At 62.1% G+C, this 25,694-nt stretch carries 23 protein-coding genes, 1 tRNA gene and 2 pseudogenes; 16 read left to right on the top strand and 10 right to left on the bottom strand.

The window, feature by feature from the left end; translation table 11 throughout:
* Positions 1-112: pseudogene (locus tag ACYP01_RS27095) on the bottom strand (acyl-ACP--UDP-N- acetylglucosamine O-acyltransferase); the annotation flags it as partial.
* Between the two features lie 110 nt (positions 113-222).
* Here ACYP01_RS27095 and ACYP01_RS27090 point away from each other — a divergent pair.
* Both ACYP01_RS27090 and ACYP01_RS27085 read left to right on the top strand, forming a co-directional pair.
* A complete protein-coding gene (locus ACYP01_RS27090) occupies positions 223-1,323 on the top strand; it encodes a DegT/DnrJ/EryC1/StrS family aminotransferase (RefSeq protein WP_042950324.1) in 1,101 nt (366 codons plus the stop codon).
* Positions 1,324-1,326: 3 nt separating this feature from the next.
* Entirely contained in the window at positions 1,327-2,307 is a 981-nt protein-coding gene (locus ACYP01_RS27085; protein ID WP_063315249.1) for a Gfo/Idh/MocA family protein, read from the top strand.
* Here ACYP01_RS27085 and ACYP01_RS27080 read toward each other — a convergent pair.
* Positions 2,262-4,472, bottom strand: a complete 2,211-nt coding sequence (locus ACYP01_RS27080) for a hypothetical protein (RefSeq protein ID WP_459683140.1) — start codon at positions 4,470-4,472, stop codon at positions 2,262-2,264. The genes ACYP01_RS27085 and ACYP01_RS27080 overlap by 46 nt on opposite strands.
* 145 nt (positions 4,473-4,617) lie before the next feature.
* On the opposite strand from ACYP01_RS27080, the gene ACYP01_RS27075 reads away from it, so the two are divergent.
* Both ACYP01_RS27075 and ACYP01_RS27070 read left to right on the top strand, forming a co-directional pair.
* Entirely contained in the window at positions 4,618-5,427 is an 810-nt protein-coding gene (locus tag ACYP01_RS27075) for a glycosyltransferase (protein ID WP_151097602.1), read from the top strand.
* A gap of 68 nt (positions 5,428-5,495) precedes the next feature.
* Positions 5,496-7,361, top strand: coding sequence for a glycosyltransferase (locus ACYP01_RS27070; protein WP_459683456.1), 1,866 nt, complete (start codon positions 5,496-5,498; stop codon positions 7,359-7,361).
* A gap of 3 nt (positions 7,362-7,364) precedes the next feature.
* Here ACYP01_RS27070 and ACYP01_RS27065 read toward each other — a convergent pair whose 3' ends face one another.
* From ACYP01_RS27065 to ACYP01_RS27040, 6 genes are all read right to left on the bottom strand, one after another.
* A complete protein-coding gene (locus ACYP01_RS27065) occupies positions 7,365-8,192 on the bottom strand; it encodes a TylF/MycF/NovP-related O-methyltransferase (protein ID WP_083057911.1) in 828 nt (275 codons plus the stop codon).
* Between the two features lie 46 nt (positions 8,193-8,238).
* Complete coding sequence (gene rsgA, locus ACYP01_RS27060) at positions 8,239-9,309, bottom strand: ribosome small subunit-dependent GTPase A (protein WP_020968136.1); 1,071 nt, start codon at positions 9,307-9,309, stop codon at positions 8,239-8,241.
* Positions 9,310-9,483: 174 nt separating this feature from the next.
* Positions 9,484-10,380, bottom strand: a complete 897-nt coding sequence (glfT1, locus tag ACYP01_RS27055; RefSeq protein WP_459683139.1) for a galactofuranosyltransferase GlfT1 — start codon at positions 10,378-10,380, stop codon at positions 9,484-9,486.
* Positions 10,377-11,183, bottom strand: a complete 807-nt coding sequence (wzt, locus tag ACYP01_RS27050; protein WP_007731776.1) for a galactan export ABC transporter ATP-binding subunit Wzt/RfbE — start codon at positions 11,181-11,183, stop codon at positions 10,377-10,379. The genes glfT1 and wzt overlap by 4 nt, the downstream gene beginning before the upstream one ends.
* Positions 11,184-11,192: 9 nt before the next feature.
* On the bottom strand, positions 11,193-12,065 hold the full coding sequence (wzm, locus tag ACYP01_RS27045) for a galactan export ABC transporter permease subunit Wzm/RfbD (protein WP_064442976.1): 873 nt from the start codon (positions 12,063-12,065) through the stop codon (positions 11,193-11,195).
* A 64-nt stretch (positions 12,066-12,129) separates the two neighbouring features.
* Positions 12,130-12,699, bottom strand: a complete 570-nt coding sequence (locus tag ACYP01_RS27040) for a bacterial proteasome activator family protein (protein ID WP_003943894.1) — start codon at positions 12,697-12,699, stop codon at positions 12,130-12,132.
* 132 nt (positions 12,700-12,831) lie between these two features.
* Between ACYP01_RS27040 and ACYP01_RS27035 the strand changes: the two genes are divergently transcribed.
* Positions 12,832-14,034: a cysteine desulfurase-like protein gene (locus ACYP01_RS27035; RefSeq protein ID WP_378540727.1), complete on the top strand. Its 1,203-nt coding sequence runs from the start codon at positions 12,832-12,834 to the stop codon at positions 14,032-14,034.
* A 15-nt stretch (positions 14,035-14,049) separates the two neighbouring features.
* On the opposite strand, the gene ACYP01_RS27030 is transcribed toward ACYP01_RS27035, so the two are convergent.
* The gene (locus ACYP01_RS27030; RefSeq protein ID WP_404650403.1) at positions 14,050-15,039 is read right to left on the bottom strand and encodes an NAD(P)H-quinone oxidoreductase; all 990 of its coding nucleotides are present in this window, start codon (positions 15,037-15,039) and stop codon (positions 14,050-14,052) included.
* Here ACYP01_RS27030 and ACYP01_RS27025 point away from each other — a divergent pair.
* The 3 genes from ACYP01_RS27025 (at position 15,038) to ACYP01_RS27015 (ending at position 16,971) form a co-directional block, all read left to right on the top strand.
* Positions 15,038-16,276, top strand: coding sequence for a lactate 2-monooxygenase (locus ACYP01_RS27025; protein ID WP_044480920.1), 1,239 nt, complete (start codon positions 15,038-15,040; stop codon positions 16,274-16,276). The two genes, ACYP01_RS27030 and ACYP01_RS27025, sit on opposite strands and share 2 nt — an antisense overlap.
* Positions 16,277-16,404: 128 nt before the next feature.
* Positions 16,405-16,830 (top strand): MarR family winged helix-turn-helix transcriptional regulator, encoded by a 426-nt coding sequence (locus ACYP01_RS27020; RefSeq protein ID WP_020968140.1) that lies wholly within the window; start codon positions 16,405-16,407, stop codon positions 16,828-16,830.
* Between the two features lie 51 nt (positions 16,831-16,881).
* Positions 16,882-16,971 (top strand) — tRNA-Ser (locus ACYP01_RS27015).
* An 81-nt stretch (positions 16,972-17,052) separates the two neighbouring features.
* On the opposite strand, the gene ACYP01_RS27010 is transcribed toward ACYP01_RS27015, so the two are convergent.
* Entirely contained in the window at positions 17,053-17,547 is a 495-nt protein-coding gene (locus ACYP01_RS27010) for a YfbM family protein (RefSeq protein WP_404650404.1), read from the bottom strand.
* A 251-nt stretch (positions 17,548-17,798) separates the two neighbouring features.
* On the opposite strand from ACYP01_RS27010, the gene ACYP01_RS27005 reads away from it, so the two are divergent.
* The 8 genes and pseudogenes from ACYP01_RS27005 to ACYP01_RS26970 all read left to right on the top strand — a co-directional run bounded on the left by ACYP01_RS27005 (position 17,799) and on the right by ACYP01_RS26970 (position 25,689).
* Positions 17,799-18,650, top strand: a complete 852-nt coding sequence (locus tag ACYP01_RS27005; RefSeq protein ID WP_003943973.1) for a glycoside hydrolase family 43 protein — start codon at positions 17,799-17,801, stop codon at positions 18,648-18,650.
* A 590-nt stretch (positions 18,651-19,240) separates the two neighbouring features.
* Positions 19,241-19,924: an MspA family porin gene (locus ACYP01_RS27000; RefSeq protein WP_378536637.1), complete on the top strand. Its 684-nt coding sequence runs from the start codon at positions 19,241-19,243 to the stop codon at positions 19,922-19,924.
* 90 nt (positions 19,925-20,014) lie between these two features.
* Positions 20,015-20,413, top strand: a complete 399-nt coding sequence (locus tag ACYP01_RS26995) for a hypothetical protein (protein WP_050655627.1) — start codon at positions 20,015-20,017, stop codon at positions 20,411-20,413.
* Between the two features lie 62 nt (positions 20,414-20,475).
* Positions 20,476-20,814 (top strand): hypothetical protein, encoded by a 339-nt coding sequence (locus tag ACYP01_RS26990; protein WP_050655606.1) that lies wholly within the window; start codon positions 20,476-20,478, stop codon positions 20,812-20,814.
* Positions 20,811-23,825: a Tox-REase-5 domain-containing protein gene (locus tag ACYP01_RS26985; protein ID WP_459683138.1), complete on the top strand. Its 3,015-nt coding sequence runs from the start codon at positions 20,811-20,813 to the stop codon at positions 23,823-23,825. The genes ACYP01_RS26990 and ACYP01_RS26985 overlap by 4 nt, the downstream gene beginning before the upstream one ends.
* A 3-nt stretch (positions 23,826-23,828) precedes the next feature.
* On the top strand, positions 23,829-24,602 hold the full coding sequence (locus ACYP01_RS26980) for a hypothetical protein (protein ID WP_230587489.1): 774 nt from the start codon (positions 23,829-23,831) through the stop codon (positions 24,600-24,602).
* Positions 24,603-25,034: 432 nt separating this feature from the next.
* Positions 25,035-25,187, top strand: a pseudogene (locus ACYP01_RS26975) (HNH endonuclease signature motif containing protein); the annotation flags it as partial.
* Positions 25,138-25,689, top strand: coding sequence for a hypothetical protein (locus tag ACYP01_RS26970; protein WP_459683137.1), 552 nt, complete (start codon positions 25,138-25,140; stop codon positions 25,687-25,689). The pseudogene ACYP01_RS26975 and the gene ACYP01_RS26970, both read left to right, overlap by 50 nt.
* Positions 25,690-25,694: the final 5 nt, after the last annotated feature.

Raw genomic sequence — 25,694 nt, 5'->3', positions numbered from 1 at the left:
CGAGTGGGCCCGTGAGTACCGCGTTCGGTCCGATCGTGACTCCCGCCCCGATCAGTACGTCGGCGCCGATCACGGCGGTCGGATGGATGTGGCAGTCGGCTCGTTCAGACATGCAGGTTCCGGAATCCTCTCGAAGTATCGAATCGTGTTTCGATACGCTTCCTGGGTTGTCGGGGTATTTCGTTCCGACGACGGTCGGATGAATCTATCGGAGGTAACTCAGTGATCGCGATATCCAGTATCTCGTTCGGGGAAGAAGTCGAGCGCGAGGTGCTGGACACTCTGCGATCGGGAATCGTCGCGCAGGGACCCAAGGTGAAGCGGCTCGAGGACGAGTTCGCGGCGCTGGTGGGCACGCGACACGCGGTGGCGGTGAACAACGGCACTACGGCGTTGATCGCGGCTCTCCAGGTCCAGGATCTTCAGCCAGGTGACGAGGTTTTGACCACGCCGTTCACGTTCGTGGCCACGCTCAATGCGATTCTCGAGGCAGGCGCGACGGCGCGGTTTGCCGATATCTCCGAGTCCGATTTCAACATCGACCCGGCAGTCGCTGCCGATCGAATCGGTGACCGCACGAAGGTGCTGATGCCGGTTCATCTGTACGGACAGTCGGCGGACATGGGCGCATTGATGCCGCTGGCATCGAAAAACGGTCTGACTGTCGTCGAGGACGCCGCTCAGGCCCACGGAGCGACGTACGACGGGCGAGGCGCCGGCAGTTTCGGTGTGGGTTGCTTCTCGTTCTATGCAACGAAGAACCTCACGACCGCCGAGGGCGGAATGATCACGACCGACGACGACGCGATCGCCGATCGACTTCGGGTCCTGCGCAACCAGGGCATGCGGGCGCGCTACCAGTACGAGATGGTCGGCCAGAACTACCGGATGACTGACCTCCAGGCGAGCTTGGCTCTGCCCCAGATGGCGACGTACATGCAGCAGGTCGAGGCGCGCCGCCGGAATGCGGAGGCCTTGCGTGTCGGCCTGAAGGACGTCGAAGGACTGATCCTGCCGAGCGAACTGTCCGGTCGTGGACATGTCTGGCATCAGTTCACCTTGCTGCTGGCCGAAGACGCACCGATCACTCGCGACCAGTTGAGTGAGCGTCTGGCCGCGAAGGACATCGGTAGCGGCATCTACTACCCGAAGGCCGTCTACGACTACGAGTGCTACCGCGAACATCCGCGCGTCGTCATCGACGAGACGCCGGTGGCCACTTCGGTTGCGTCCCGGTGCCTGAGCATCCCCGTCCACGCTGCGTTGTCCGCCGGCGACGTCGATCAGATCGTTGCCGCGGTACGCGGCGCCATGGAGGCCTGAAAAATGACTGCTAGCAAGCCACGTATCGCTCTTGTCGGATCCGGTCAGATGGGCTCGCTGCATGCGCGGGTCATCGCGCAGTCGGCGCTGTGCGAGTTGGATCTGCTGATCGAGCCGCGCGAGGAGCAGGGCAAAGCTGTTGCTGCGCGGTTCGATACGCGTTGGGCCGCCGATTTCGACTCCCTCGACGAGATCGATGCCGTCGTGATCGCTGCCGCTACGCCGGCGCACTACGAGTTGGCCGGGCGGGTTCTCGATCTGGGGAAGCCCGTCCTGGTGGAGAAGCCGTTGGCTGCGACGTACGAGCAGAGCGTCGACCTGGTCGATCGTTCGCGCGCGTCCGGTGTTCCCCTGATGTGTGGACTGCTCGAACGGTTCAATCCCGCTGTCCGCACCGCCCGTGAGTTCTCCGGCGATGTGTGGCAGGTGAACGGTATCCGCCACTCGCCGTTCGTTTCCCGCATTCCGACGGGTGTCGCGACGGACCTGCTGATTCACGATATCGACCTTGCCATCGGATTTGCCGGCTCGGAACCCAGTTTGGCAAAAGGGGAGTTCGGCTACTTCCACCCGACGTCCGTGCAGAACCGGTCGGAAGATTGCGCCGACGCCGTATTGCGCTTCGGATCAGGTGCTGTTGCAACGATTTCCGCGAGCCGGATCAGTCAGCGCAAGATTCGCCAGCTGTCGTTGCTCGAGGCCGATCGACTCATCGAGATCGATCTCCTGCGTCGCGACATCACGATCTACCGGCACATCGACGACAACATGCCCACCGATCGGGACGGCTACCAGCAGCAGACGGTCATCGAAATTCCGACGATCCGCTACAGCGAGGAACCGCTTGCCGCGCAGCTGACGCATTTCCTCGGATTGGTGCAGGGCACCGGTGACGCGGACGGTGAGCGAGCGTCGATTCTGCCCGCTCACCGCGCGGTTCACGAGGTGACGGAATCTGCGTTGGCTGCAGCGTTGTCGTCCTGACCGCTGCGTCGGCGTCGGAAGGCCCAGGCACCTTGAGACAGTGCCAGGAGTAATCCGACGCCGGCGACAGTCCAGCCGAAAGTGCTTCCGGGTGGACTGAATTCGATGGTGAGGGCGGATCCGGACGTGGCACTCGGCGGTAGATCGACCTGCAACAACCCGCCGGGGCTCGCCTTCGTCTCGACCGTCTGACCATCGACAGTCGCCGTCCAGCCCGGCCAGGCCAGTAGGGCGAATGTAACCGTGCCGGACCCGGTGTACTCGACGGTTTCCCTGGTGTCCGTAGCGGCGGCATCGCCACGTACGTCGAGACCAGGCGTCGCTGCGGATACGCGACCGTCGGGCCACTGATGCTCGGTGGTGCGATGGCCGACCGTGACCACCCGATCCGGCGATACGGTCCACTCGCCCTCGGGTAGGGCGTCGAGGGCGCGTTTTCCGCCGTACGGTCCGGAATTCTGAACGACGACCGTGTCGACTCGCATCGCGTCGAGCCAGGACACACCCGTTCCCGGCGATTCAGCGAGCAGTCGGTCGACGCCGTCCGGACACTGGACGCCGCCGTAGTAGTTCAAGCACAGTGCTTGAACGAAATCGTTGTAGCTGATTCCGGCGTAGCTGTTGACGGCATTGACTCCGGCAGGCTGCCAGGCGTTGCCGAACAGGAGGTCACCCCACTGCCCGGTTTCGTTGTCCGGCGGGATGTTGACGGGGTCGGCAATCGCGAAAGTGGTTCCCTGGTAACGGTCCTCGAACTTGGACTCCAGGAATGCCACCTGCCTGGGGAACTTCCACGGTGTCACGTTGTAGTTTCCGGTGAACCAGAAATTGGTCTGAGCACTGAGCACGACGACGATGCCGACAGCGAGTGCACCGGCGAGGTAGCGGGGCTTTCGGTAGGCCACGACCAACGCGAAGACGGTGAGAACCACGGTGATTATCAGTGATGCCGAGTGAATACCGATGTCTTCCGGGACATTCGACCAGGCAAGATAGAACTGAAGTGCCAACAATCCCGCGGTGATGATTGATCTTGTCCGGATTCGATCACGATGCAGTCCGGCAGAGAGGGCGACCGCCGTGACCACGATGGCGGGCAGTTGACCGTACTCGAGCAGTCGCGCTGGCCAACGGAACAGCCAGAGATTCGACGGTCCGAGAAGTAGTACGACGTAGATTCCGCCGAATACGAACAGCGAGACGCTGTGGCGGCCCAACTTCTTCAGTGACTTCCATTGAATCCACGGTGCGAGCGGTATGAGGAACCAGGCCAGGTACACCAGTGGAATCGTCATGGCAGGCGAAGCGAAAGCGGTGACGTACGGCTGGTTCGACGGGCCGGAGAGGTTGAGCAGATCACCGAGATCGGGTCGAAGCGAACCGTCGTTCGCGATTCCGGACTGAGTACGCACCGACACGCCGGTGGTGAAGAGCAATGGTAGATACACGATCAGCGACATCATGATGATCGCTGCCGCGCTGATCATCAGTGATTTGATGCTGCCTGCGCGTTTGATTGCGATGCATTCCGCTAAGACAGCGAGGTAGACGACCGCGACACCGACAGCGCCGTACGGGTTTCCGGTGGTCATCGCAAGATAGCCGAAAACGATCGGTACCAGGGGGTTCACTCGGCCGAGGGCGCTGGCGCGGGTAGACCACCAGACGTGGGGGATCCAGGCGAAGGCGATCAGCCCGGACGCCCAACTGGAGGCGTCGAAATAGAGCGTGTATCCGGCGAACGGCATGGCAAATCCGGCGATGAAAGCCATCGACCGATTGGCGCCGTACTGGCGGGCCACCAGATAAACGCCTACCGCGAGAATCGCCATGAATTGCATCTTGACCAGGGTGATTCCGATTCCCAGGTTCGGAATGAGTGCAATGGCAACCGAATCCAGAAGGATCACGGGATTGTATGTCCCGTAAAGGGCTTCGGCTGTGACATTGCCGCCGGCCCACAATTCGGGGATGAGCGTCGGCCATGACCCGGACAGGATTCGCTCGCCGATCGTGTGCCAACCAGGCGTGAAAGCTGCTGCGCTGTCGTCCCAGTAGTAGAACCACCGATTGGAGATCAGTGGGATGGCGGCGACGATCGACACCAGAGCGGCGAGAAGAATTGGCGGCACCACGCGTTGTGCGAGCGGTAAGTCAGATTTCACGATGTGCTTTCGTCTTCGAGTCGATGGCTGTTGTTCGGAGCCTGGGTCGTGCTCTTTTTCTCGGAGCCTGGGCTGCGCCTTGTTTCTCGGAGCGTAGTATTCCGACGAGTTCGAACTGCAGTCGGGGAAGTAAGGAGATCGGGACGTGGCGACATCGCGAACGGAACCCGTTCGTGGGGAACCAGCTACGCCGGAACTCTCGGTGATCATCCCCGCATACAACTCAGGCGAGGTGCTGGAGTCGACGGTGCGTCAATTCGCCGAGTACTTCACCAGCCGCCCGGCCGAGAGCGCCGGTCAGGTCGAGATCATCGTCGTGGAGAACGGTTCGACGGACAACACTGCCGACGTGTGTGCTGCTCTGGCAGCTTCCTGGTCTTGGCCTGGAGTGACCTTCCTGCCGATGAGCAGCGACAAAGGGATGGGCGCAGCGCTTCGCGCCGGGACGCTTGCTTCTCGTGGACGACGCGTGTTGCTCACCGCGGACGACCTTCCGTTCGGTTTCGGTGACATCGAAGGCGCCGACCGCGTGATGGCGGATCTAGGGTCCGTCCCGCCGGTGGTCATCGGTTCGAAGGCTCATTCGGAATCAGAGGTGGAACGTGGCTTGCTGCGTTCGGTGATGACGGGTGGATTCGCGACGCTACGACGGGTGGTGCTGGGCACCCGCACGGGCGACCCCCAGGGGACATTCATCGTCGACGGCGTTTTGCTGCGTCGAATCGCACCCTCGCTGACCGAGCGTGGATTCCTTTTCACCACCGAATTGGACTACGCGCTCGAATTGGCCGGGGTGCGCCCGGTCGAGGTCCCGATCCGACTCAGCGACGATCATCTGGCGCACGCGAGCCGTATCTCGCCCAAGGACGTGGTCCAGATGGCGAAGGGGCTGTTGTCGCTTCGTCGGCGAAAGACCGAGCTGCGCTCCGCCGCTGCAGTGAGTAATCACGGGTAGACCTGGTGTGACTCGGTGCCCGGGGCGCCGAGGTGCGGATTCGCGATACCCTGCGGGGCGTGGATACCGTGAACACGACCGATGACCAGTCCGATTCCGGAGTCGAGTTGATCGAACGCAGCGCGACGTCGGATCGACTGCTGGCGCAGCGGACGTTGTTCACCGGAACTTCGCCCGTCGCCAGTGACGAACTGTATGCAGTGACCAAGGTCGGAATGTCGACGCGATCGCGATTCGAGTTGCGGCTTCAGCCCGGGGCCGTCGCACACACCAACACCTTCTTCGGTCGTTTTCCGGCCAGCTACTGGCAGCGCTGGACCAACGTCACCGAGGTCACTGTCACCGCGCATGTCGTGGCCGATACCGCTTGCCGCATCCAGATCCAGGCCTCGGACATCGGTGGTCACCGCCGGATCGTGACGAACGTCGTCGTGACCGGCGACGAGCGAGTGTCCATGACCGCCCCGCTCGATACTTTCGTCGACGGCGGGGCACTGTGGCTGCAGTTCGAAGCGCAGGGTGGCGGCGCAGTGGTCGACGATGTGGAATGGACCGTCGTCTCGCCGGAGTCGATTCGCCCGGTAGCCGTGGCGATCTGCACGTTCAATCGTGCGGACGACTGTGCGCGCACGATTGAGGCCCTCGCGTCCGACGAGCGTGTACTCGCGTTGCTCGACGCTCTGTACGTCGTCGATCAGGGAACGGATCCGGTAGAGAGCCGTGAGCTGTTCCAGGAAGTGTCGAAGAAGTTCGGTTCGCGGTTGCAATATCTGCGGCAGGCGAATCTGGGTGGTGCCGGCGGATTCACCCGGGGCCTGTACGAGGCTTCGGCGGCCGGACCGCACGCCGACGTGATCTTGATGGACGACGACATTCTGTGTGAGCCCGAATCGGTTCTTCGACTGAGTGCGTTCGCGAACATGACGACGGAGCCGGCTTTGATCGGCGCCCAGATGCTCTTTCTGTTCAACCCCGACTTCCTGTTGGCTTCGGGTGAACGCGTCGATCTGGGCACCCTGCAGCGTGGTGTACCGACCGATGAGCACGGTGTTCGCAACCGGAGTGTGCTCGAGAAGCTGCCGGAACGCCGCGTGGATGCCGAATACAACGGCTGGTGGTCTTGCCTGATCCCTGCTGAAGCCATCGAGCGGATCGGCTTGCCACTGCCGGTCTTCTTCCAGTGGGACGACGTCGAGTACAGCTTGCGGGCCGGGCGGGCCGGGATTCCCACCATCACGTTGCCGTCGGCTGCTGTGTGGCATGCGGACTTCTATTGGAAGGACGTCGACGGTTTCGCGCACTACTTCAGTACGCGCAACGGTCTGATCACCGCTGCGCTGGACCCAGCGTTTGCACCCAAAACCCTCGCGAAGCAGCTCTCCCGCGACATTTCGCACTCGATCGTGGGTTTGCAGTACGGCCTTGCACATACGCAACTCCGGGCGATCGAGGGATTCCTCGAGGGGCCGGCAGGTTTGGCGGACGGTGGGCAGAAGGCGCTTGCCGCGATCAACCAGGAACGTAAGCGCTTCCCCGAGACTGTGACCCGCCCGGCGTCGGAGCTGCCGGGCAGGCTGCCGATCCGCCGCGTTGCGCCCAGCCCGAAACCCGGTTTGTGGACAGACCTGGTTCTCGCGAAACGTGCTGTGATGCAGGCACGCAATCATCTCGAGCGGGGTCCAGTGGCGATCTCGTACGAGGATGCGCAGTGGTGGCACGTCGGACGTTTCGACCACGTCTTCGTCACCGATGCTTCGCAGGGAGGCGTGCGTGAACGCCGCTTCGACAGTGAGAAGGCCGCCGAGATGAGCGGCCGCCTCGCCGGCGTGATGAAGAGGTTCCTCGCCGAAGCGCCAAGTGTTGCTGAGGCATTCGCTCGGGATTTCCCCCAGCTCACCAGCCGCGAGAACTGGGCCCGCCTGTACGAGAAGTGAGCGTTAGCGCACTATCTTGGCGATGACCTGCTCGTTGTCGACGGTGTACCCGAGGTATTCGAACGAGATGCCGGTACGTGTGACGAACTCCGTCCACGCCCGGTACTCGTGCTGCTGCCACCCGGGATAGTTGAAGAACTCGTCGAAGACGACGATCGACCCGGGTACCAGTCGGTCGCCGAGGAGATCGAGCACCGTCTTGGTGGACGAGTAGAGGTCGGCGTCGAGGTGCAGGAACGCAACGGGGCCGGGTTCGTCGTTCAGGAACGAGGGCAATGTGTGCTCGAAGAGGCCTGGAACAAGTTGCGCCCCTGGGACTTCGGGGATAGATTCCTGCGCGAACTCGCCGGCCGGGAACCCGGTCCGCCAAGTCTCCGGAAGGCCGGAGAACACGTCGAAACCTGCGACGGTTCCCTCGCGTTCGGTGAATGCCTCCGAGACGATCCTGAGTGTGGTTCCGCTGGCAACGCCGAATTCGAGTGCCATGCCGGGTATTTCGATCAAGCTCAGTGCATGGCGCAGCGTGTCGTGTGGGTGGCCGAATGTCTCCGCGACGCGAAGGTGTTCGAGGATGAACTCGGCAGTCGACGCTGTCGCTTCCAGGTCCACGGCGTAGGCCAGATCCCGACGCTGGCGAAATTCCAGCTCGTCGATCCTGGACCGGAGGCCCGCGATGTCACCGCGGGCCTCGGCCAGTTCGTCACGTGAGAGTGCCAGCGCGTCGAGGATCTGTTGCGTGCGATCTGCGTTGCGCCGGTCGGCGGCCTCGACCACCTCGGATACCGCACGCTGAAGCTTGGTTCTGGCGCTGGAACGGAACTGCTCGAACATGGCAACCTCTCGTCGGGATCACCCCCATGCTGCCAGGCTTTGTTCGCTACCGGTCCCGACCGCGGTAGTGACTCTTGAGTTGTCGGGAGATCACCTTGATCTCCCGCGTCCTCTCTGCCTGCAGACGAGCATCGCTTCGCGCGGCGTTCCATGCATTCTCTCGCTGTAGTTTCCGGTAGCTCGCGAGCCTCCGCTCATCGATATCGCCACGCCCGAGTGCGCTCAGGACTGCGCATCCCGGCTCGGAGTTGTGTGCGCAATCGGAGAACCGGCACTCTGCAATCAGCTCCTCGATCTCGGGGAACGTCTTCTCGATCCCCTCCGCCGCGTTCCACATGCCGACCCCTCGCAGGCCGGGTGTGTCGATCAGTGTCCGGCCGCCGGAGAATGAGATCAACTCTCTGGTGACGGTGGTGTGGCGTCCCTTTCCGTCACCGGTCCGAACGCGACCGGTCTCGAGTCGATCGGCGTCTGTGGTGTCCGCGAGGAGGGCGTTCGCGAGCGTCGACTTACCGGCGCCTGATGGACCGAGTATCGCCACGGTGCCGTCCAGAACTGCATCGAGTACATCCATTCCTTCGTTGGTCTCGGCACTGACGGCCAGCACTGTTGCGCCGGGCGCAATGGCAGTGACCTCGGCGAGAGTGTCGGAGATATAGTGAGCTGCATCCGATTTGGTGAGTGCGACGACAGGGGTTGCACCACTTTCCCAGGCGAGTGCGAGTAGTCGCTCGATGCGCCCGAGATCGACGTCGCCGTCCGAAGCCGTGGCGATGACGACGGTGTCGACATTGGCCGCCAGAATCTGGCCTTCCGATTTTCCGGATGCCGAGGATCGAACGATGCTGCTTGATCGAGGGAGTATCGAAGTGACCGTGTGCATCTCGGGTTCGCGGGAGTCCCGTAACTCGGCCACGGCGACCCAGTCACCCGTACAGAGTGGATCGCTGCCGCTGAGTGCGCGAACTGTGCCTTCGGCGACGGCCACGTCACACCGCCCCCGGTCGACGCGAAGAACGCGCCCGGGTGCGGAGTCCGGTGGGGCCAGGGCAGTGAATGTGTTCGAGAGTGTTGCGTTCCAACCGTATTCGGTCAGGGGCGCGCTGTTTTCCGGCATGGTGAGTGTGTCCTCGAGTACGAAGAAGTGTGAATGTTGACGGTGCTGAAACTGCGGAACACGACAGTCATCAATACTCACTCCTCGAAAATCTCAGGACGCACCATGCGTCGGATCAGAATCGTCTCAGCCGCAGACGCGACTGTGCAACTGAATTAACTCGGGGCGGCCGACTTAACTCGGACGTTCGAACTTCTCTTCCCGGCCGAGCTTGCGCAATCGCATCCACTCGCGCAGTCCGGCCGGATCGCGGCGTGTGATCAGGAAGTACCAGCCGAACCGAACCCATTCCTGCGGAAGCAGTTTCCGCATTCCCGGTTGGGAGAGGATGTATCCACGGTTGCGGTACGTGAAGTAGCGCTTCGTGTCGTTGTCGGGGTACTGCGTGTGCATGCGTCCGCCGAGGATCGGCTTGAACTCGTCCGCGCCGTTGGGGTGGACATAAGCAGTTTGCAGGCAGGTACCGAACTTCAGGCCGGAGCGCACGAGGCGACGGTGTACCTCGACCTCGTCGCCGCGGACGAACAGGCGTAGATCCGGAACTCCGACGGCATCGATCGCGTCGGCGGTGAACAGTGCGCCGTTGAAGAGGGACGAGATGCCGGGCAGGAGATCCTCGTCGCCGAGCTCGGAACGCAACCGGCGCCACGACGTGCCGCGGCGAAGTGGGAAGGCAAGGCGGTCGGGGTCGTCGATGTCGCAGACGACGGGGGAGACCTCGGCCAGGTCGTTCCGAATTGCACAGTCGAGCAGTGTTTCCAGGACCTCAGGCCCCTCCGGGCGGCCGTCGTCGTCGGCGAGCCAGACGCGGTCGGCGCCGAGTGAAAGCGCGTAGAGAATGCCAAGAGCAAATCCTCCGGCACCGCCGAGGTTGTGCTGAGAACCGATGTAACTGGTCGGCAGTGGAGCGTTGTCGACGAGCTCTTTCACATCGGCTTCGTCGGCATTGTCGACGACAACCAGATGATCGAGCGGACGCGACTGGGTGCTGAGAACCTTCAAGGATTCGGCCAGCAGTTCACGACGCTTGTGAGTGACGACGACCCCGATGATTTTCTCGGGTGCGCTCACGGGGTGTTCTCCCGTTCCATTTCCTTGATCACGTGGCGCACATGTTCGGCGGCGTCGTCACCTTCGTAGGCGCGTACGACGTCTTCGATGTCGCCTTGCATGCGGATCTGGCCGTGGTCGATCCACATCGCACTGTTGCACAGCTGAGCGAGGAATTCGTTGGAGTGGCTGGCGAATACCAGGATGCCGGAGCGTTCCACCAGCTTCTGCAGCCGGATGCGGGCCTTCTTCATGAATTCCGCGTCGACGGCACCGATGCCCTCGTCGAGAAGCAAGATCTCGGGATCGATACTGGTCACGACGCCCATGGCAACGCGAACGCGCATACCGGTGGAGTAGGTACGCAGTGGCATGGAGAGGTATTCACCGAGTTCGGTGAATTCGGCGATCTCGTCCATCTTCGCGAGCATCTGCTTGCGGGTCTGACCAAGGAACAGGCCGCGGATGATGATGTTCTCGTACCCGGAGATTTCCGGGTCCATGCCGACACCGAGGTCGAAGACGGGTGCGACGCGTCCGCGAATGCTGGCGGATCCCCGGGTCGGTTCGTAGATTCCGGAGAGCAGGCGCAGCAGGGTGGATTTGCCGGCGCCGTTGTGGCCGACGAGCCCGATGCGGTCGCCTTCCTTGAGCGTCATCGTGATGTCGCGGAGCGCTTCGACGACGACGACATCGGAGTCGTTGCGGCCGATGGATCCTCCGGCCTTGCCGAGGAAGGCCTTCTTGAGCGAGCGGGATTTCGCGTCGAAGATCGGGAAGTCGACGCACGCGTTCTGCGTGTGGATGCTGACTGGCTGACTCATGTGTTTCCTCTAGACCCAGTAGGGCACGCGTGCCCGGTACTTGCGGAGTGCCAGAATCGCGACGGCCCAGCCGACGACGGTGAAGGCGATGACGATGTACCAGTGGTATGCCTGCTGGTCGGCCCCGATGAGTGGTGCTCGGATGATCTCGAGGTAGTGGTACAGCGGATTGAGTTCGGCGAGCCGGACCCGTTCCATGGCTTGCCCACCCTGGTCCTTGAGGGCCTGAGTTGTCCACATGATCGGCGTCAGCACGAACAGCAGCAGGGTGAGGCTGCCGAGGATGGGGGCGATGTCGCGGTACCGGGTGGAGAAGATACCGAAGACGATCGAGACCCACAGCGTGTTCGCGACGATCAGCACGAATGCCGGTATTGCCGCGAGCGCCGTCCAGCTCATGTTCTGCCAGATACTGAACGCGAACAGAAGAACTATGTAGATCGCGAAGTTGTGCGCGAAGAACAGCACCTGACGCCAAACCAGGCGATACACATGCACGCTCAATGCCGACGGCAACTGCTTGATCAGGCCCTCGTTGGCGATGAAGACCTCGGAGCCTTCGAGGATGCTTGCACTGATCAGGTTCCACACGATCAGCCCGACCGTGACGTACGGCAGGAACTCCTTGAGCGGAATGTTCAGCAACGCGGAGTACAGAAGACCCATCGCGGCGGCCTGAACGCCGGTGGCGATCGTGATCCAGAACGGACCGATCACCGACCGGCGGTAGCGCTGTTTGATGTCCTGCCAGCCGAGGCTGAGCCACAACTCACGCTGATTCAGACCGTCGCGAAGGTCTTTGAACGCACGACGGAACGTCTGGGAGTCGGACACGGGCGCAGGTGCGTCCGGCGTCTCGGATTCGATTGCGGATGCTGACACGGAGGTCGAGCCTACCGGCCTGGCGTCGGCGCCGGATTTCCCTCGGACCTAGCGGTGGTCCGAGTTACAGATACTGGCCGGTTCCTGGGCTCTGTTGGTCTGGATGTGCAGGCGAATGCGGAGCCCCGATGCTCATGCCGGGAGGCAGTGCGCCCTGACGCATTTGTTCGAGCTGAGCGCGCGCTGCCATCTGCTGCGCGAACAGTGCGGTTTGAATTCCGTGGAACAGTCCTTCGAGCCAGCCGACGAGTTGGGCCTGTGCGATGCGCAGTTCGGCGTCCGAGGGAATGGAGTCGTCGGTGAACGGGAGGCTCAGTCGCTCGAGTTCTTCACGGAGTTCGGGTGCCAGGCCCTGTTCCAGTTCTCGGATGGACGAGGTGTGGATGTCCTTGAGGCGCTTGCGGCTGGCGTCGTCGAGCGGCGCGGCGCGCACTTCTTCCAAGAGTTGTTTGATCATCGTGCCGATTCGCATGACCTTCGCCGGCTGCTCGACCATCTCGGCGACGGACTCGGCTTCGGATTCCGCGCCTTCGGTGGTGCCGGATGTGGAGGCCTCTGCCTCGGCCGCCGGCATCGCGACGGGTCGACCGTCGGGTCCGATAACGAGTACCTGCTCTTTGTCGGGGTTCGTCATGCTTCCATCTTGTCGTGTGTGGGCGACAAACGCCGCGTAACCCCCAAAAAGTTAGCTATCGAATAACTGTACTGACGGGTAATTAGGTGACTGCCTTCGACTAAGCGGGCGTCTGCACCTAGAGTGTCGAGCATGGCTTACGACGTTGCCCGCGTACGGGGGTTGATTCCCTCACTCGGTGACGGCTGGATCCACCTCGATCCGCAGGCCGGAATGCAGATCCCGGACGCCGTCTCGCGGACGGTCTCCACCGCGTTCCGTGCCTCTGCATCTTCTTCCTCCGGTCGCCACGTCTCGAACCGTCGTAGTGCTGCCATTCTCGACAGTGCGCGCACCGCGGTCGCCGATCTGGTCGGCGGAGATCCTGCGGGAGTCGTTCTCGGATCAGACCGAGCGGTGTTGTTGGCTTGGCTCGCCGAGTCGCTGAGTTCGCGGTTGGGCCTCGGAACCGGTCTCGTGCTCTCGCGCCTCGACGAAGAGGCGAACGTCGCGCCCTGGCTTCGTGTGGCCAGTCGCTACGGCGCCCAGGTGCGATGGGCAGAGGTCGAAATCGAAACGTGTGAGCTCCCGAGTTGGCAGTTCAACGATCTCATCACCTCGACCACTCGATTGGTGGCCTTGACGGCCGCATCACCGGTCGTCGGTTCGGCTCCGAACGTCCGCGCCGCAGCTGATCGTCTGCACGAATTCGGCGGACTGATGGTGGTCGACGCCGTCGGTGCAGCGCCATATGCGCATGTGGACATGGCTGATCTCGGGGCGGACATCGTTGCCGTCAGCGCGCCGTCGTGGGGCGGTCCACAGGTGGGCGCACTCGTCTTCCGCGATCCCGGACTGCTCGACCGAATTCCGGCCGTGTCGCTCAACCCGTACGCGCGTGGCGCCGAGCGACTCGAGGTGGGCGGTCATCAGTTCGCGCTGCTGTCCGGTCTCACGTCGTCGATCGATTTCCTGGCCGGGTTGGACGAATCGGCAACGGGAACCAGGCGTGAGCGCCTCGAAACCTCGATCAGCTCGCTACAGGACTATCAGGACGGTCTGTTCGATCACCTCATGCGTTCTCTCGCAGCCCTGCCCAACGTGATGGTGATCGGCGGCGCACCCACGCGGGTGCCGACGCTCAGTTTCACACTCGAGGGGATGGCGGCAGACAAGGTCGCGGCGCACCTGGCCGACAAGCGCATCGCGACGGTCAGCGGTACGCATGGTGGTTCCAGGCTGCTCGACGCCCTCGGTGTCAACGACGAAGGCGGCGCGGTCACCGTCGGCCTTGCGCCGTACACGACGCGGTACGAGATCAATCAGCTGGTCGCCGAACTCGGCGCCCTGGGCTGATCGATCCCGCTCGGCTCACTTCACGGTGAGGATGACCTTGCCTACGGTTTCCGGCGAATCCAGCAACTGATGGGCTAATGGCGCCTCGGTGATCGGAAGTTCGGTCGACACGATCGGTTGAACCGATCCGTCTGCGATCAACGGCCACAACTTCGCGCGGACGTCGGCGACGATGTCCGCTTTACCGCCTGGGCCGGTGAGCGGACGCCCGCGCAGGCCCGTCGACGTGATGTTTCCGCGCTTTCCCATCAGCTTGGCGATGTCGACTTCGCCCTTGCGGCCACCCTGCATTCCGATGATCACGACGTGGCCGTCCATGGCGAGTGCGTCGACGTTGCGCCCGAGGTACGACGCTCCCATGTTGTCCAGAACCACATCGGCGCCGTGGTTGTCGGTGGCTTCGGCGAGTGATGCTACGAAGTCGCTGTCGCGATAGTTGATGAGAATATCCGCGCCCAATTCGCGGCAGCGGTTTAATTTGTCCTCCGAACCCGCGGTAACTGCGACGCGGGCGCCGAGGGCTTTGCCGACCTGGATGGCGTGGGTGCCGATTCCGCCGCCACCGCCATGGACGAGGAGGACTTGTCCGCGTCGGAGACCGCCGCGCATCACGACGTTCGACCACACCGTGCACGCAACTTCCGGCAGTGACGCTGCGACACGGAGATCGACGCCCGCGGGAACGGGGAGAAGTTGTGTTGCCGGGACCGCAACCTTCTCGGCATAGCCACCGCCGGCCAGCAATGCGCAGACTTCGTCGCCGTCGGACCAACCGGTGACGTCTTCGCCGAGTTCGGTGATCACACCCGAGCATTCGAGGCCGAGAATGTCACTCGCGCCGGGCGGCGGCGGGTAGAAGCCTTGACGTTGGAGCAGGTCGGCGCGGTTGACTGCGGTCGCGGCGACCTCGACGAGTACGTGCCCGCGAGGTAGTTCAGGATCGGGCTGCTGCGCCCATTTCATGACCTCGGGACCGCCGGGCTGATCGATCGTTATGGCGTACATGGATACGACGCTAGCGAATCTCCCCGCTGACGGGTGTTTTGCCGCTACCGTCGCGGACGTGACTTACTTCGGGAACATGCAGAACGAGATCTATCTGACGGGACTGAGCGGCGCGAAGCCGGCTTTGCCGATGACTGCGGCAGGCTTGGAAGATGCCGCGCGCGAGCAACTCTCACCGGAGGCCTTCGGGTACATCGCCGGTAGCGCGTCGACCGAACGAACCGCGGTGTCGAATCTGCGGGCGTTCGACAAGCATGCGATCGTGCCGCGGATGTTGCGGGGGACTGCGGCGCCCGACGCGCGTGATCTGAGCGTCGAGGTGTTGGGGACGCGGTTGGCTGCACCGATCCTGACGGCTCCGGTGGGCGTGCTCGGCTTGGTCCACGACGACGCCGAGGTTGCGGTCGGTTCGGTCACTGCCGAGTTGGGGATCGGATCGATTCTCTCGACGGCGGCATCCTCGACCATCGAAGACGTAGCGGCGGCCTCCGGCGAGAACTGGTGGTACCAGCTGTACTGGCCGGCCGACGACGAACTTGCGGAGTCGTTTGTCCGCCGAGCGGAGACGGCGGGCGCGAAGGCTATCGTCCTGACTGCCGACACTCCCGGTATGGGCTGGCGTCCAAGGGATCTCGAGCTCGGCCACCTTCCGTTCCTGCAGGCGAAGGGTATTGCCAACTATCTGTCGGATCCGGTGTTCCGCGCAAAACTGGCCACGCCTCCCGAGGAGAGTGCAGAAGCCCTGCAGATCGCGGTTCTGACGTGGGTGTCGTTGTTCGGCAATCACGCGGTGCGGATCGCGGATATCGCGAAACTTCGCCAGTGGACGACACTTCCGATCGCGGTGAAGGGAATTGTCCATCCCGACGACGCACGTGAGGCCGTCGCGGCCGGCGCCAACGGCATCGTCGTGAGCAACCATGGTGGGCGTCAGGTCGACGGGTCGATTTCGGCACTAGATGCTCTCGGTCCCGTCGCTGATGCGGTGGGGCATGAGGTGGACATCCTGATGGACTCCGGAATTCGTTGTGGCGCAGACGTAATCAAGGCTCTGGCCTTGGGTGCCGATGCAGTGCTGTACGGGCGGCCGTGGGTGTACGGGTTGGGATTGGCCGGAGCGGACGGAGTGCGTCATGCATTGCGCAGTCTCCTGGCCGACCTGGATCTCACGATGGGACTGGCGGGGCTGGCATCTGTCGCCGAAATCGACCGTTCGATCCTGATGTCCAATTCGTGACTTTAGGGTGAGTCTTACTGTGACGGGCGGACACAGGTCTAAACTTGGAACCTGTGACAGCTGAAGCGACAACCGAGGAGACATCGCAGGTGGCGCACGGTGAGACACCGTGGCTGACGCCGTGCGAGATGCGTGCATGGCGCGGCTACATGGACGGTAATCAGCGCCTCATGGAGGTTCTCAACCGCGAACTGCAGGATTCACACGACCTGTCGTTGGCCGATTACCGCATTTTGGTCATGCTCTCGGAGTCAGCTGACGGGTCGTTGCGGATGAGTGACCTGGCAGACGGCGTGCTGTCTTCGCGGAGTCGCCTCACACACCAGATCAGGCGGATGGAATCTCAGGGCATCGTCGTGCGAGACACTTGCGTCGAAGATGGTCGCGGCGTGCTCGCGCGGATCACGGAAGAGGGTAGGCGTCGCCTCGCCGAGGCGGCACCTACTCACGTGGCCGGAGTGCGGAACAATCTGGTCGATCTGCTGACTCCCCAGGAACTGGACGTGCTGGCAGACGTCTTCGAGAAGGTCGACAAAGCCATCGGCGAGCGCTGACTTCTGGAGCCGTTTTCGCGGTCCGTGGGAACACCCGATAGGATCGCCCACGGAAGCGTGGCAGAGCGGCCGAATGCACTCGCCTTGAAAGCGAGCGTGGCGTTAAACCCACCGGGGGTTCAAATCCCTCCGCTTCCGCCAAAGCAAAGGCTCTGACCTCGGACTTCGGTCCAGGTCAGAGCCTTTACTGTTTTCGGAGTCACACTGCTTGGGTAGTGGGCGTCAGAACCGCACGGTGAACACCACGTGGTGATTCTCTCGGGCCGCGCGCTGGAAAAAGTCCGCCACTTCCTGAAGCCAGCCCCAGGCGTACCCGCGCTCGTCGGAGCCGTACTCCGGGTTGCGGTCGTCGAGTGGCATTGCGTCGTAGCGCACGCCGAACTCGGATTCGGTGACTTCCGCCAGGTACGAGGAGACTTCGGCGACCCGATCGGGTGCCAGGTAGGTGACGAGTTGGTCGTCGGTGTCGGTGTTGAGGTCTTCGTCCCCCAAGATCACGCCGTAGGCCGGCCAGTTCTCGGACACGCGCTCGTACCCCGTGCTGGAGAGGGCGCACAGGATCGGATCCCACGCCTTGTCCGTGTCGCACGAGAACTCGGATCGGCCCGTCTCCTCGATGTCCTCGACCACAGCGCCGAGTTTGTCGTCGTCGCCGCGCGCGTCCAGAAGTTCCGCTGCCACGCTGTCTGACAGCGCGAAATGCACTCCAAGTTCCATGGCGTGATGCTAACGGCCGACCTTGCCGCCGTCCCGCCGTCACTACAAGACGAATCGACTTAGGTAACGATCCTGCTCTGCCTCCGACCGAAGTTACCCATGGAGGGCCTGCTGTCATACATACTTCATCGGTGATTCCGACAAAACGGACCGGCCTTTCTGTTGTATCGCTGGTGATCCTCGTCGTCGCGGGGTTGCTGGTCGCAGCCCCTGCCAGCAGCGCCGCGCCGCCGCCTGACTGGAAATACACAATGGTGGCGTTCAGCAATGCCAGCGACCGTGACATGGATGTCTACGAGTCGGCTGACGGCACCGGCTTTCAACTCGTCCAGCAGTCGGCGTACAGGCCGCCATCTGGGCTCGTGCGTGATCCGAGCATCTTCCGGAACACGGACGGGTTGTACTACCTCACCTACACGACGGGTGGTGGGGCGAACATCGGGTTTGCACGCAGCAGCGACCGCATCAACTGGACGCCGCTGGGGAACTATCCGGTTCCGTTTTGCTGCGCCTTGATGCCTGGTACGGGAGATGGCACCGGTTCTGCGAGCCCCCCGGGCTTCTCGGGTTCGGCTGGTTTCAGCGACGGACCGTCGCTGTCACCATTCGTCACCAAGGCCTGGGCGCCTGAATGGTTTGTGGACGGCGATCGCGTCAACGTCATCCTGTCGATGTCGACCGGTGGAGGATTTGTGCCGTATCTGATGACGGCGTTGGAACCGTCGCTCCGGTTGTGGAGCCCGCCTGTTCCGCTCGCCGGGATCGGTGCGGACCACATCGACACCACCGTGGTCAAAGTCGGATCGACCTATCATGCGTTCACCAAGAACGAGACGAGGAAGGTCGTCGAGCATGCGGTCGCTCCTTCGGTGACGGGACCTTATTCGTTTGTCCCGCCCGGGAATTGGGGTTCGCTTGTCGAAGGTCCGGCCGTGGTTCAGTTGCCGAGCGGCGACTGGCGGATCTATCTCGACGCCTATACCGAAGGAAAGTATCTCTACTCCGACAGCACGGACGGGCTGAACACCTGGTCTCCTGTGCAAGAGGTTCCTGGGGTGTCCGGGACTGCACGGCATCTCGGCATCATGAGAGAACCGGCATAACGTTCGACCCTGAGTTGGTAGGGCTCTGATCAAGGACTCCGGTCTTGGTCAGAGCCTTTTCTCGTACTGGCGTACTACTTGTGTGCGTCGTCTGCATGAATCAGTGATTGACGAGCTAACGATGCGATGCCAGTGGGTCCGACGAGTTCGCGCCGACCACGAAGTGAGTATCTCCGCGTGAACCGTGCAGAGTTGCGCTCCCAGGCCCCGCTCGGGCGCCTTGATTTGCGATCGATTGCCAAGTAATGCCTGTTAGTTTCATATTCAAGTACGCGCACTGGCTTGATGCCCGCAAGTTCGGCCTTCAACTGCTCTGAGGACCGTGAAATGCGGGTTCGATTCGATTTGCCGCACTGTTTCTGAGGGATCTTCTTACCTTTAAACCGTGACCTTGCTCATAGTGGGACCTAGGTCCTTTTCGCTGCTGATAAGCCTGTCGATATATATCTGTTACCGAAAGTTCACCCTAAATCCAAGATGGGGGAGATGGCGCGCTGGCGGGCAAACAGGACGATTGGTACCGTCCGGTAACTAATTCAGTTAGTTGCCGGCTACCGCTCTGGTTGCTGTGTCACGTGGAGGAGCAGTTCATGTCGATCGAATCGCAAAACGGCGTATCCCATCGTCGATCGAGGGCCGCGGTAGGGCTCGCGGCGTGTGCGGTTGCCGCGCTGTCATCGGGTGTTGTCTTCGCAGGGAGCGCATCGGCAACGCCAACGGCGTTGGCGGACAAATTCGCGAGCACGGTCACCGATGACGGCTGGTCGTTGGATCTTGCCGCCACGAAACTGTCGGCGAACCCGGTGCCGAATCTGGCGACGACGGCGTTCACCCGTGAGGGGTTCGTGTCGGCGAAGGTGACCGGCACGATCGGTGGTCAGGGCGATTCGGCAGTGAAGACCGGATATGTCGAGCAGGGATTGCAGATCGGCTGCCAGATCGATGTCTCCTCCGGACTTGGCTTGGGGCTTGGCTTTTCGCTCGGCCCGTCTGTCGGTGTGAGTATTTCGGGTGTCCCGTCGGCGAACGTGGGTGTGAATGCGTCGGTGAATCCGAGTATTCAGTCGACGATTGCGCCGGGCACGATCACGACGATTCCGTTGGGGAAGAAGGATCTCGAGTCGTCGAAGGCGTCGATCACCGCGGAGAACGTGCACGTGAAGGTTGATGCGTGCATGGGGCCGGTGACGATCCGCTCGTACGCACAACTCTCGGTGTCGACGGCGACGTCCGACAACACGTTGTTCGTGTACTCCGATCCGACCTGGCTCTGACCCGCGCAGCCGTCGTCAGCGCTGCTGGCGACTATTCCCGATCCGCCCAGTCCAGGGGTGGTTACTCATCACGCCCACAAAGGAGAAATCATGAAGATTCGTACCTTGGCCACTGCCGGAACCCTCACCGCGGGTATCGCCCTGTTCGGTGTTCTCGGCGCCGGCGTGGCATCTGCCGCAACTCCGATCGTCGAACCTGAGCAGGGTCGGATCGGTCTGTCGCTCTCGAATGCGGAAACCGCGGCGTTGGCGGCGAGCCCGATCCCGGACGCCATCTCCGACATCGTTCCAGGCTCGCAGCGGTGGATTGAGCTCGCACCGGGCTCGGCGCTCACCGTCGGCCCCGATGGCAAGCTCAGCGCCCCCGACCGCGTAGTGATCGGCGAGGCCGCTACCCATGCTGGCGGCTACGTCGATGTCTATCTGGCTGATCCGAACAACCCGGCCAACGCCGGGTACGTCACCCTGACCTACCAGTACTGGAACTGATACCGCGCCCAGCACCGGCGACCCGTTTTCCCCGCTCTCCCTTCCCATTTGGAGTTCCAGTCATGACCGTCAACAACGCCGAACGCCGCAGTGTCCAACCGGAACCCGCTGCCGTCGATAGGAAAGACGTTGCAGACGTTGATGACTGGGATCCGGACAGTGAACTCAGTCCACTCTCCAAGGCTGTGATCGCTACGGCAGTTGGACTGGGGTTGCTGATCGCGGCATTCGCGGTGATCGGGAAGCTCGCCGGCTGGGCGAACGACTACGGGACGATCCTGGTTTACCTGGCGTTCTTCTTGTGGATGTCGATCTCCGGACGGTTGTTCTGGTGGGGCGCAGACAAACTCATCGCGCAATTCCGAACGAAGAAGAGTGACAATCGTGGTGCGCGCCGGTGAAGTCCGGTAGACGACTTCGCCGGACTCTCGCGGGAGTGCTTGCCGCTGGGGCGCTGTTGACCGGAGCGGCCGGAGCGATCGGTGCGGGAATTGCACTCTCCGCCGCTCCGGCGAACGCGACGCCGGAAAAAGACTGCGCGGCGGTGCGGGCACGTGATCATCAGATCTACCTGAATCTCATTGCGTCGCTGCCACCTGGCGCGCCCATCCCGCCAGAGATCATCAACCCGTGCCTGAGCGCGCCGTCCACGACGTCGACAGCTGCGCCGACGACCACTGTCGGGCTCCCCGGTGTGCAGGCTCCAGGCGGTGGCCCGAATGTCGGGGCCAATGCTCCGACGAACTTTCCCACCTACAACGGCACCCCCATCGTCCCTGTGCCGACGATCGAGGTTCCGCCCATTACTTCCGAGTCCCCGGCCTCGGAAACTGGTGTCGGTGCATTCCCCAATGCATCGGCATCAGCGGTTCCCTCACCCACACCCACCCCGGGTGAGGGAACCACCACCGATCGCGGTCCAGGACCGATCCCCGCGGATTCGGATTCGAATATCGCACCGGCCCAAACGGTTCCGGACCCGGCAGCAGATGTCTCTACAAACGGGGAGGACTCGGGCCGTGACCGGTATCTCGAACTGGTCCTCGTCGGGGCCGCGGCGTTCACCGCTGCGGGTATGAGAGTGAGGGGGCGGCCGGGACCTTTCAGCCCCCGCACGCCCGAATCAGTACTCTCCCAGGCGGTCGGGACTGTCGTGTCGCCGTTGACTGCGTACGCACCTGGCGGGCAGTCCTCGTTGCGGGTGTTCGATCCGATCACCGGCGGAAGCCGGTTCTTCTTCCTGATCCACGACGAAACGTCGTCGCACGAATCCGTGATTCCGGTGACGGTGCCGCCCGGCGGTCACATGAGTGTCAACCCCGATGGCACGGTCACCGTCTTCGACGCCGACGGGAATCCGGTCTCGACAATCGATGCCCCGTGGGCGTACGACGCCAACGGCACTCCTGTTCCGACGCACTACGAGATCCGGGACGGGCAACTCGTCCAGGTCGTCGACACCGCGGGCATAGAGAACCTGCTGTACCCGATCCTCGCCGACCCGGAGCTGACAACGGAAGAACGTGCTGCGCTCGAAGCGCAGGCGAACTTCATCGGCCCGATGACCCCGGAGGGCGAACAAGCACGCAGGGACGCACAAAACGTCCTCGCCGCCAACCCCCCGGAGCCGGCAGATTCAGGCCTCGAGCAGCTCATGCTCGGTGACCCTAACTCCGAGGTCTCCGAACCACCGATCACCGAAACAGGAACCGGAAACCCTGTCGGCGACGCAATACTCGCCAATCAAACCCAGGAGCCGATCACTTCGAACATCGGCGGGCAGGACTACACCACAGAACCTGCGGACCCGGCAGATTCAGACCTCGGCCATCTCATGTCCGGTGACCCTAACTCCGAGGTCTCCGAACCACCGATCACCGAAACAGGAACCGGAAACCCTGTCGGCGACGCAATACTCGCCAATCAAACCCAGGAGCCGATCACTTCGAACATCGGCGGGCAGGACTACACCACCGAACCTGTCGTCACTGACACCTCCTTCACGGACGAAAACGGAACCAGCTGGTCTGGCACAGCCTCGAAAGTGCCGAACGTGTGGAGTTGGACGTACACCGACGCCCAGGGAGAAGAGCACGACCTGCAGGTCACCTACGACGAGCAGGGTCGCCCGCATCGGGTTTTCGACAACTACACCTCCACTCTGTACCTGTACGACTGGAGCACCGGCGAACCCGTTCTGATCGGCGACCCGCATTATCTGGACCCGGGCGTTGCTTTCGATCAGCCTTACACCGGCGAGATCATGAGCTTCGTTCTCCCACCATTGCGTGGGGGGCGTCTGATTGCTGGCGCAGTCCGGGCCGAAGACCTGATCGTCTCGAACCGGACAACACCGACCCGGCCCCCGACCAGCGCACCGTCTGTTCCGGCGCAGAGTGTTCCCCGGCCGGGTGGAGTGCCACCGCGCGGCATACCCGTCATCGACGGCACCGTTCCACCTGCCGAGCATGACCAGCCCTCTGTTCCGTCTGTAAATGAACCTGCACGCCCGGATCCCACGATTCCGGAACCCTCGCAACCCACTTCGCCCGGCGATCCCGATCGTGGCGAGTGGGAATCACCCTCGCCCGGTGAGGTTGCTGATCCGGGGTCGAACCCAGAACCGAAGGCTCCCTCGCCAGGTCACGTCGAGGAACCGAGTGTGCCGACTTTGCCCGATGTCGGTCATGTGCCGGTGAATCCGGATGCTCCCGGCGCTCCGCAGCAACCCGGACCACCGGAATTCGACCCCTTCGCCACCGATCCGAGCACGATCGAGCAGCCAGGTGTTATTCCAGGTCCGACAGACCGGCCGACTGTCGCTACCCCGCCGCTACAGCCCGATTCTGGCGAACCAGGCGTATCGCTTCCGATTACAAACACGCAGACGGATCCTGGCGGAATCGAAACCGGTGAACCCGCAGACGTTCCTGCAGGTCGTATTCCGATACTCGGAGATCCTGAGGGCGGTCACGGTATTTGGGACAACGCCTATCCATCAGAGATCGCGTCGATGTTCGACCAGAACGGCAATTTGACACCCAACGCAGCTTTTCAGCAGTTGGTTACCGGAGTTGACCCAGCGTTCACTTACTACCTTCCGGCGCCTTTCAGACCAACCGGGCGCATCAGTATCGACAACTGGATCCGAGAACTCAATATTCTTCAAGAGGTCAAAGGTAATTACGACATGCTGTTCAGACCGCATGTACCAGACTTCATGCGCGACAATATTGTCGATGGCATGCTTGAGCAAGCTGAGCGACAGGTCCGAGCCATAGCTCTTGCGGGCAGCGATGCACACCTCCAATGGGTGTTTCTGCAAGAACAAGCTGCGCAGATAATGGAGGATGCGTTCGACGAGGTAATCGGGCTGGAGAACATCAACATCATCGTATTTGGAGGGGAGTGAAGAGTGCCTACATCATCACTGCGCCGCAATCCTACGGCGGGCTTGACAGTGAAGGTCATTCCACGAAAGGGTGCGCCTGAAAGCGAGGCCGTCACGGCCGCGCTCGTTGCACGTTCGCTACGATTGCTTCGCGACATCGATCCTGTCTTCGACGTCGACTTGTACCAAACAGTAGGCGATGCCCTCCCCGACGGTGCCGGAGTCGAGCAAGCCTTGGCGTCGAATATCCGTCAGATCCTTGTGCCTCCGACGGAAAAATCGATCGAAGCCGCATTGATCGAGCGCAGACGATCCCCTGATGCCACCGGCGGTATGTATCCCCTCTCATTGGGACGACATATGACCCTGTATTCACCCGCTGGAGACGTCAAAGTCGTTGTTAGTTTCGGGGGCACCTCAGGGTCCGGCGCATTCGCATGTGCCTTTGCCGACGAATCACTGATTTCGCTGGCATCGAAGCTCGTACAGGGACTAGCCGACATCTGGGACTCGCGTGTCACCGTGCTCTACCGCCGAACCGAATCATCGCCTCAGCGCAACGTACCGGGTGACGCAATCGTGGGCAGTTGCACCTACTTCGGTCCTGAGTTGCCGATCAAGGAAACGCAGCTCCCGCCCAGCGTGGAGGCATTTCCCTACCATGACGGCACAATCGTCATCCAGAAGAATCTGTCCACGCCGTTAACCGTCGAGGACATCCGAAGCATCCGCGCAGCAGCAGGACTGCCGACCGAACGACCGGAGATTCCTCTACCCAAAGGTTTCAGACGGCTGTGAGCCCTACGTTGGGCGCACTCGGGGCTGCCTGCAGGTAGGGATGGCGCGGACCGACCAGCCTGCCCGCAATTACCGCGCCGCGATCCCGATCCGGCTACGCACCAGCTGATCGACGCTCCGGGTGGAGTGCCACCGCGCGGCATACCCGCCATCGACGGTACCGTTCCACCTGCCGAGCATGATCAACCCTCTGTTCCGTCCGTGAATGAACCTGCACGCCCGGATCCCGCGATTCCGGAACCCTCGCAGATAGTGCTTGATACTGAGGGATGATGTCCGGACTGCCAGGTAGGCCGGGGCTAATTGTGCGGATGATTCGTGGGTCGGTAGTGAGGCGGTCAGCGGAGACCATACCGTTTTCGAAGGCGGGCGGCCGGCTGCGGCCTTTGTCTATGGCGTCGAACCCTTCGGCGATCCAGTCGATGTGGGAGATTCCGGCGCGGTCGAAGGCGCTGGGAGGTGCATCACATACTTCCCCGAAAGTACGGAGGTACGAATGAATTCTGGAATCTAGTTCCCCTGCCCACTTCTATACATGCACTCTTCACTCGATGGTGGGAATTTTATGCCGATATCTATAACTGATGCGCTGGAGTCCTATCCCGACATCCAGCGGGTCCTAGTCCCGACGCATCCAGGCCGATCATTCGACGTCTACAACACATACGACCCGCCGGCAGAGGCTGAAGAGGTGTCTCAGTATTGGAACCTAGATACCCTGCCGAGAGATCTCTTCGATTTATGGAGAAGTGCGAGAGAATGCAGACTTCACCACGATAGGGGCTTAGGAAAGGACGGAATAACACTCCTTTCTCCGCCTAAAGCTCGAGAAGTTACGGAACGCGAGCTGGAATTCTGGGATGACGAGGATGGGCGCTTCTTGAAGAGTGACATAATAATCGGCACAATGGTGGTCGAGCCAGATTTCATTGTATTCGACACAAGAAAAAACGACTTCAATGTTCTGTTAGCTTCAACTCTCGACGGACGTGAGGACTGGCCTATCGTGGGGCGGAAAATTTCCGACTTCTTGCTGCGTTATCGTGATTTACCTGGAGAAAGCCACTGGCAGCGCTCGATCGTTTGATACAC

This window comes from Rhodococcus sp. no. 34 (genome assembly GCF_054589475.1).
Note: the sequence above shows the minus strand (reverse complement) of the source record. Positions and strands in the feature narration are given on the sequence as shown.

Excerpts from the sequence above, each read along its gene's own strand:
- ACYP01_RS27085 (WP_063315249.1), top strand. The coding sequence starts at position 1,327 with ATGACTGCTAGCAAGCCACGTATCGCTCTTGTCGGATCCGGTCAGATG.
- ACYP01_RS27065 (WP_083057911.1), bottom strand. The coding sequence starts at position 8,192 with ATGTTCGAGCAGTTCCGTTCCAGCGCCAGAACCAAGCTTCAGCGTGCG.
- rsgA (WP_020968136.1), bottom strand. The coding sequence starts at position 9,309 with ATGCCGGAAAACAGCGCGCCCCTGACCGAATACGGTTGGAACGCAACA.
- wzt (WP_007731776.1), bottom strand. The coding sequence starts at position 11,183 with ATGAGTCAGCCAGTCAGCATCCACACGCAGAACGCGTGCGTCGACTTC.
- ACYP01_RS27040 (WP_003943894.1), bottom strand. The coding sequence starts at position 12,699 with ATGACGAACCCCGACAAAGAGCAGGTACTCGTTATCGGACCCGACGGT.
- ACYP01_RS27035 (WP_378540727.1), top strand. The coding sequence starts at position 12,832 with ATGGCTTACGACGTTGCCCGCGTACGGGGGTTGATTCCCTCACTCGGT.
- ACYP01_RS27025 (WP_044480920.1), top strand. The coding sequence starts at position 15,038 with ATGGATACGACGCTAGCGAATCTCCCCGCTGACGGGTGTTTTGCCGCT.
- ACYP01_RS27030 (WP_404650403.1), bottom strand. The coding sequence starts at position 15,039 with ATGTACGCCATAACGATCGATCAGCCCGGCGGTCCCGAGGTCATGAAA.
- ACYP01_RS27020 (WP_020968140.1), top strand. The coding sequence starts at position 16,405 with ATGCGTGCATGGCGCGGCTACATGGACGGTAATCAGCGCCTCATGGAG.
- ACYP01_RS27010 (WP_404650404.1), bottom strand. The coding sequence starts at position 17,547 with ATGGAACTTGGAGTGCATTTCGCGCTGTCAGACAGCGTGGCAGCGGAA.
- ACYP01_RS27005 (WP_003943973.1), top strand. The coding sequence starts at position 17,799 with ATGGTGGCGTTCAGCAATGCCAGCGACCGTGACATGGATGTCTACGAG.
- ACYP01_RS27000 (WP_378536637.1), top strand. The coding sequence starts at position 19,241 with ATGTCGATCGAATCGCAAAACGGCGTATCCCATCGTCGATCGAGGGCC.
- ACYP01_RS26995 (WP_050655627.1), top strand. The coding sequence starts at position 20,015 with ATGAAGATTCGTACCTTGGCCACTGCCGGAACCCTCACCGCGGGTATC.
- ACYP01_RS26990 (WP_050655606.1), top strand. The coding sequence starts at position 20,476 with ATGACCGTCAACAACGCCGAACGCCGCAGTGTCCAACCGGAACCCGCT.
- ACYP01_RS26970 (WP_459683137.1), top strand. The coding sequence starts at position 25,138 with ATGCACTCTTCACTCGATGGTGGGAATTTTATGCCGATATCTATAACT.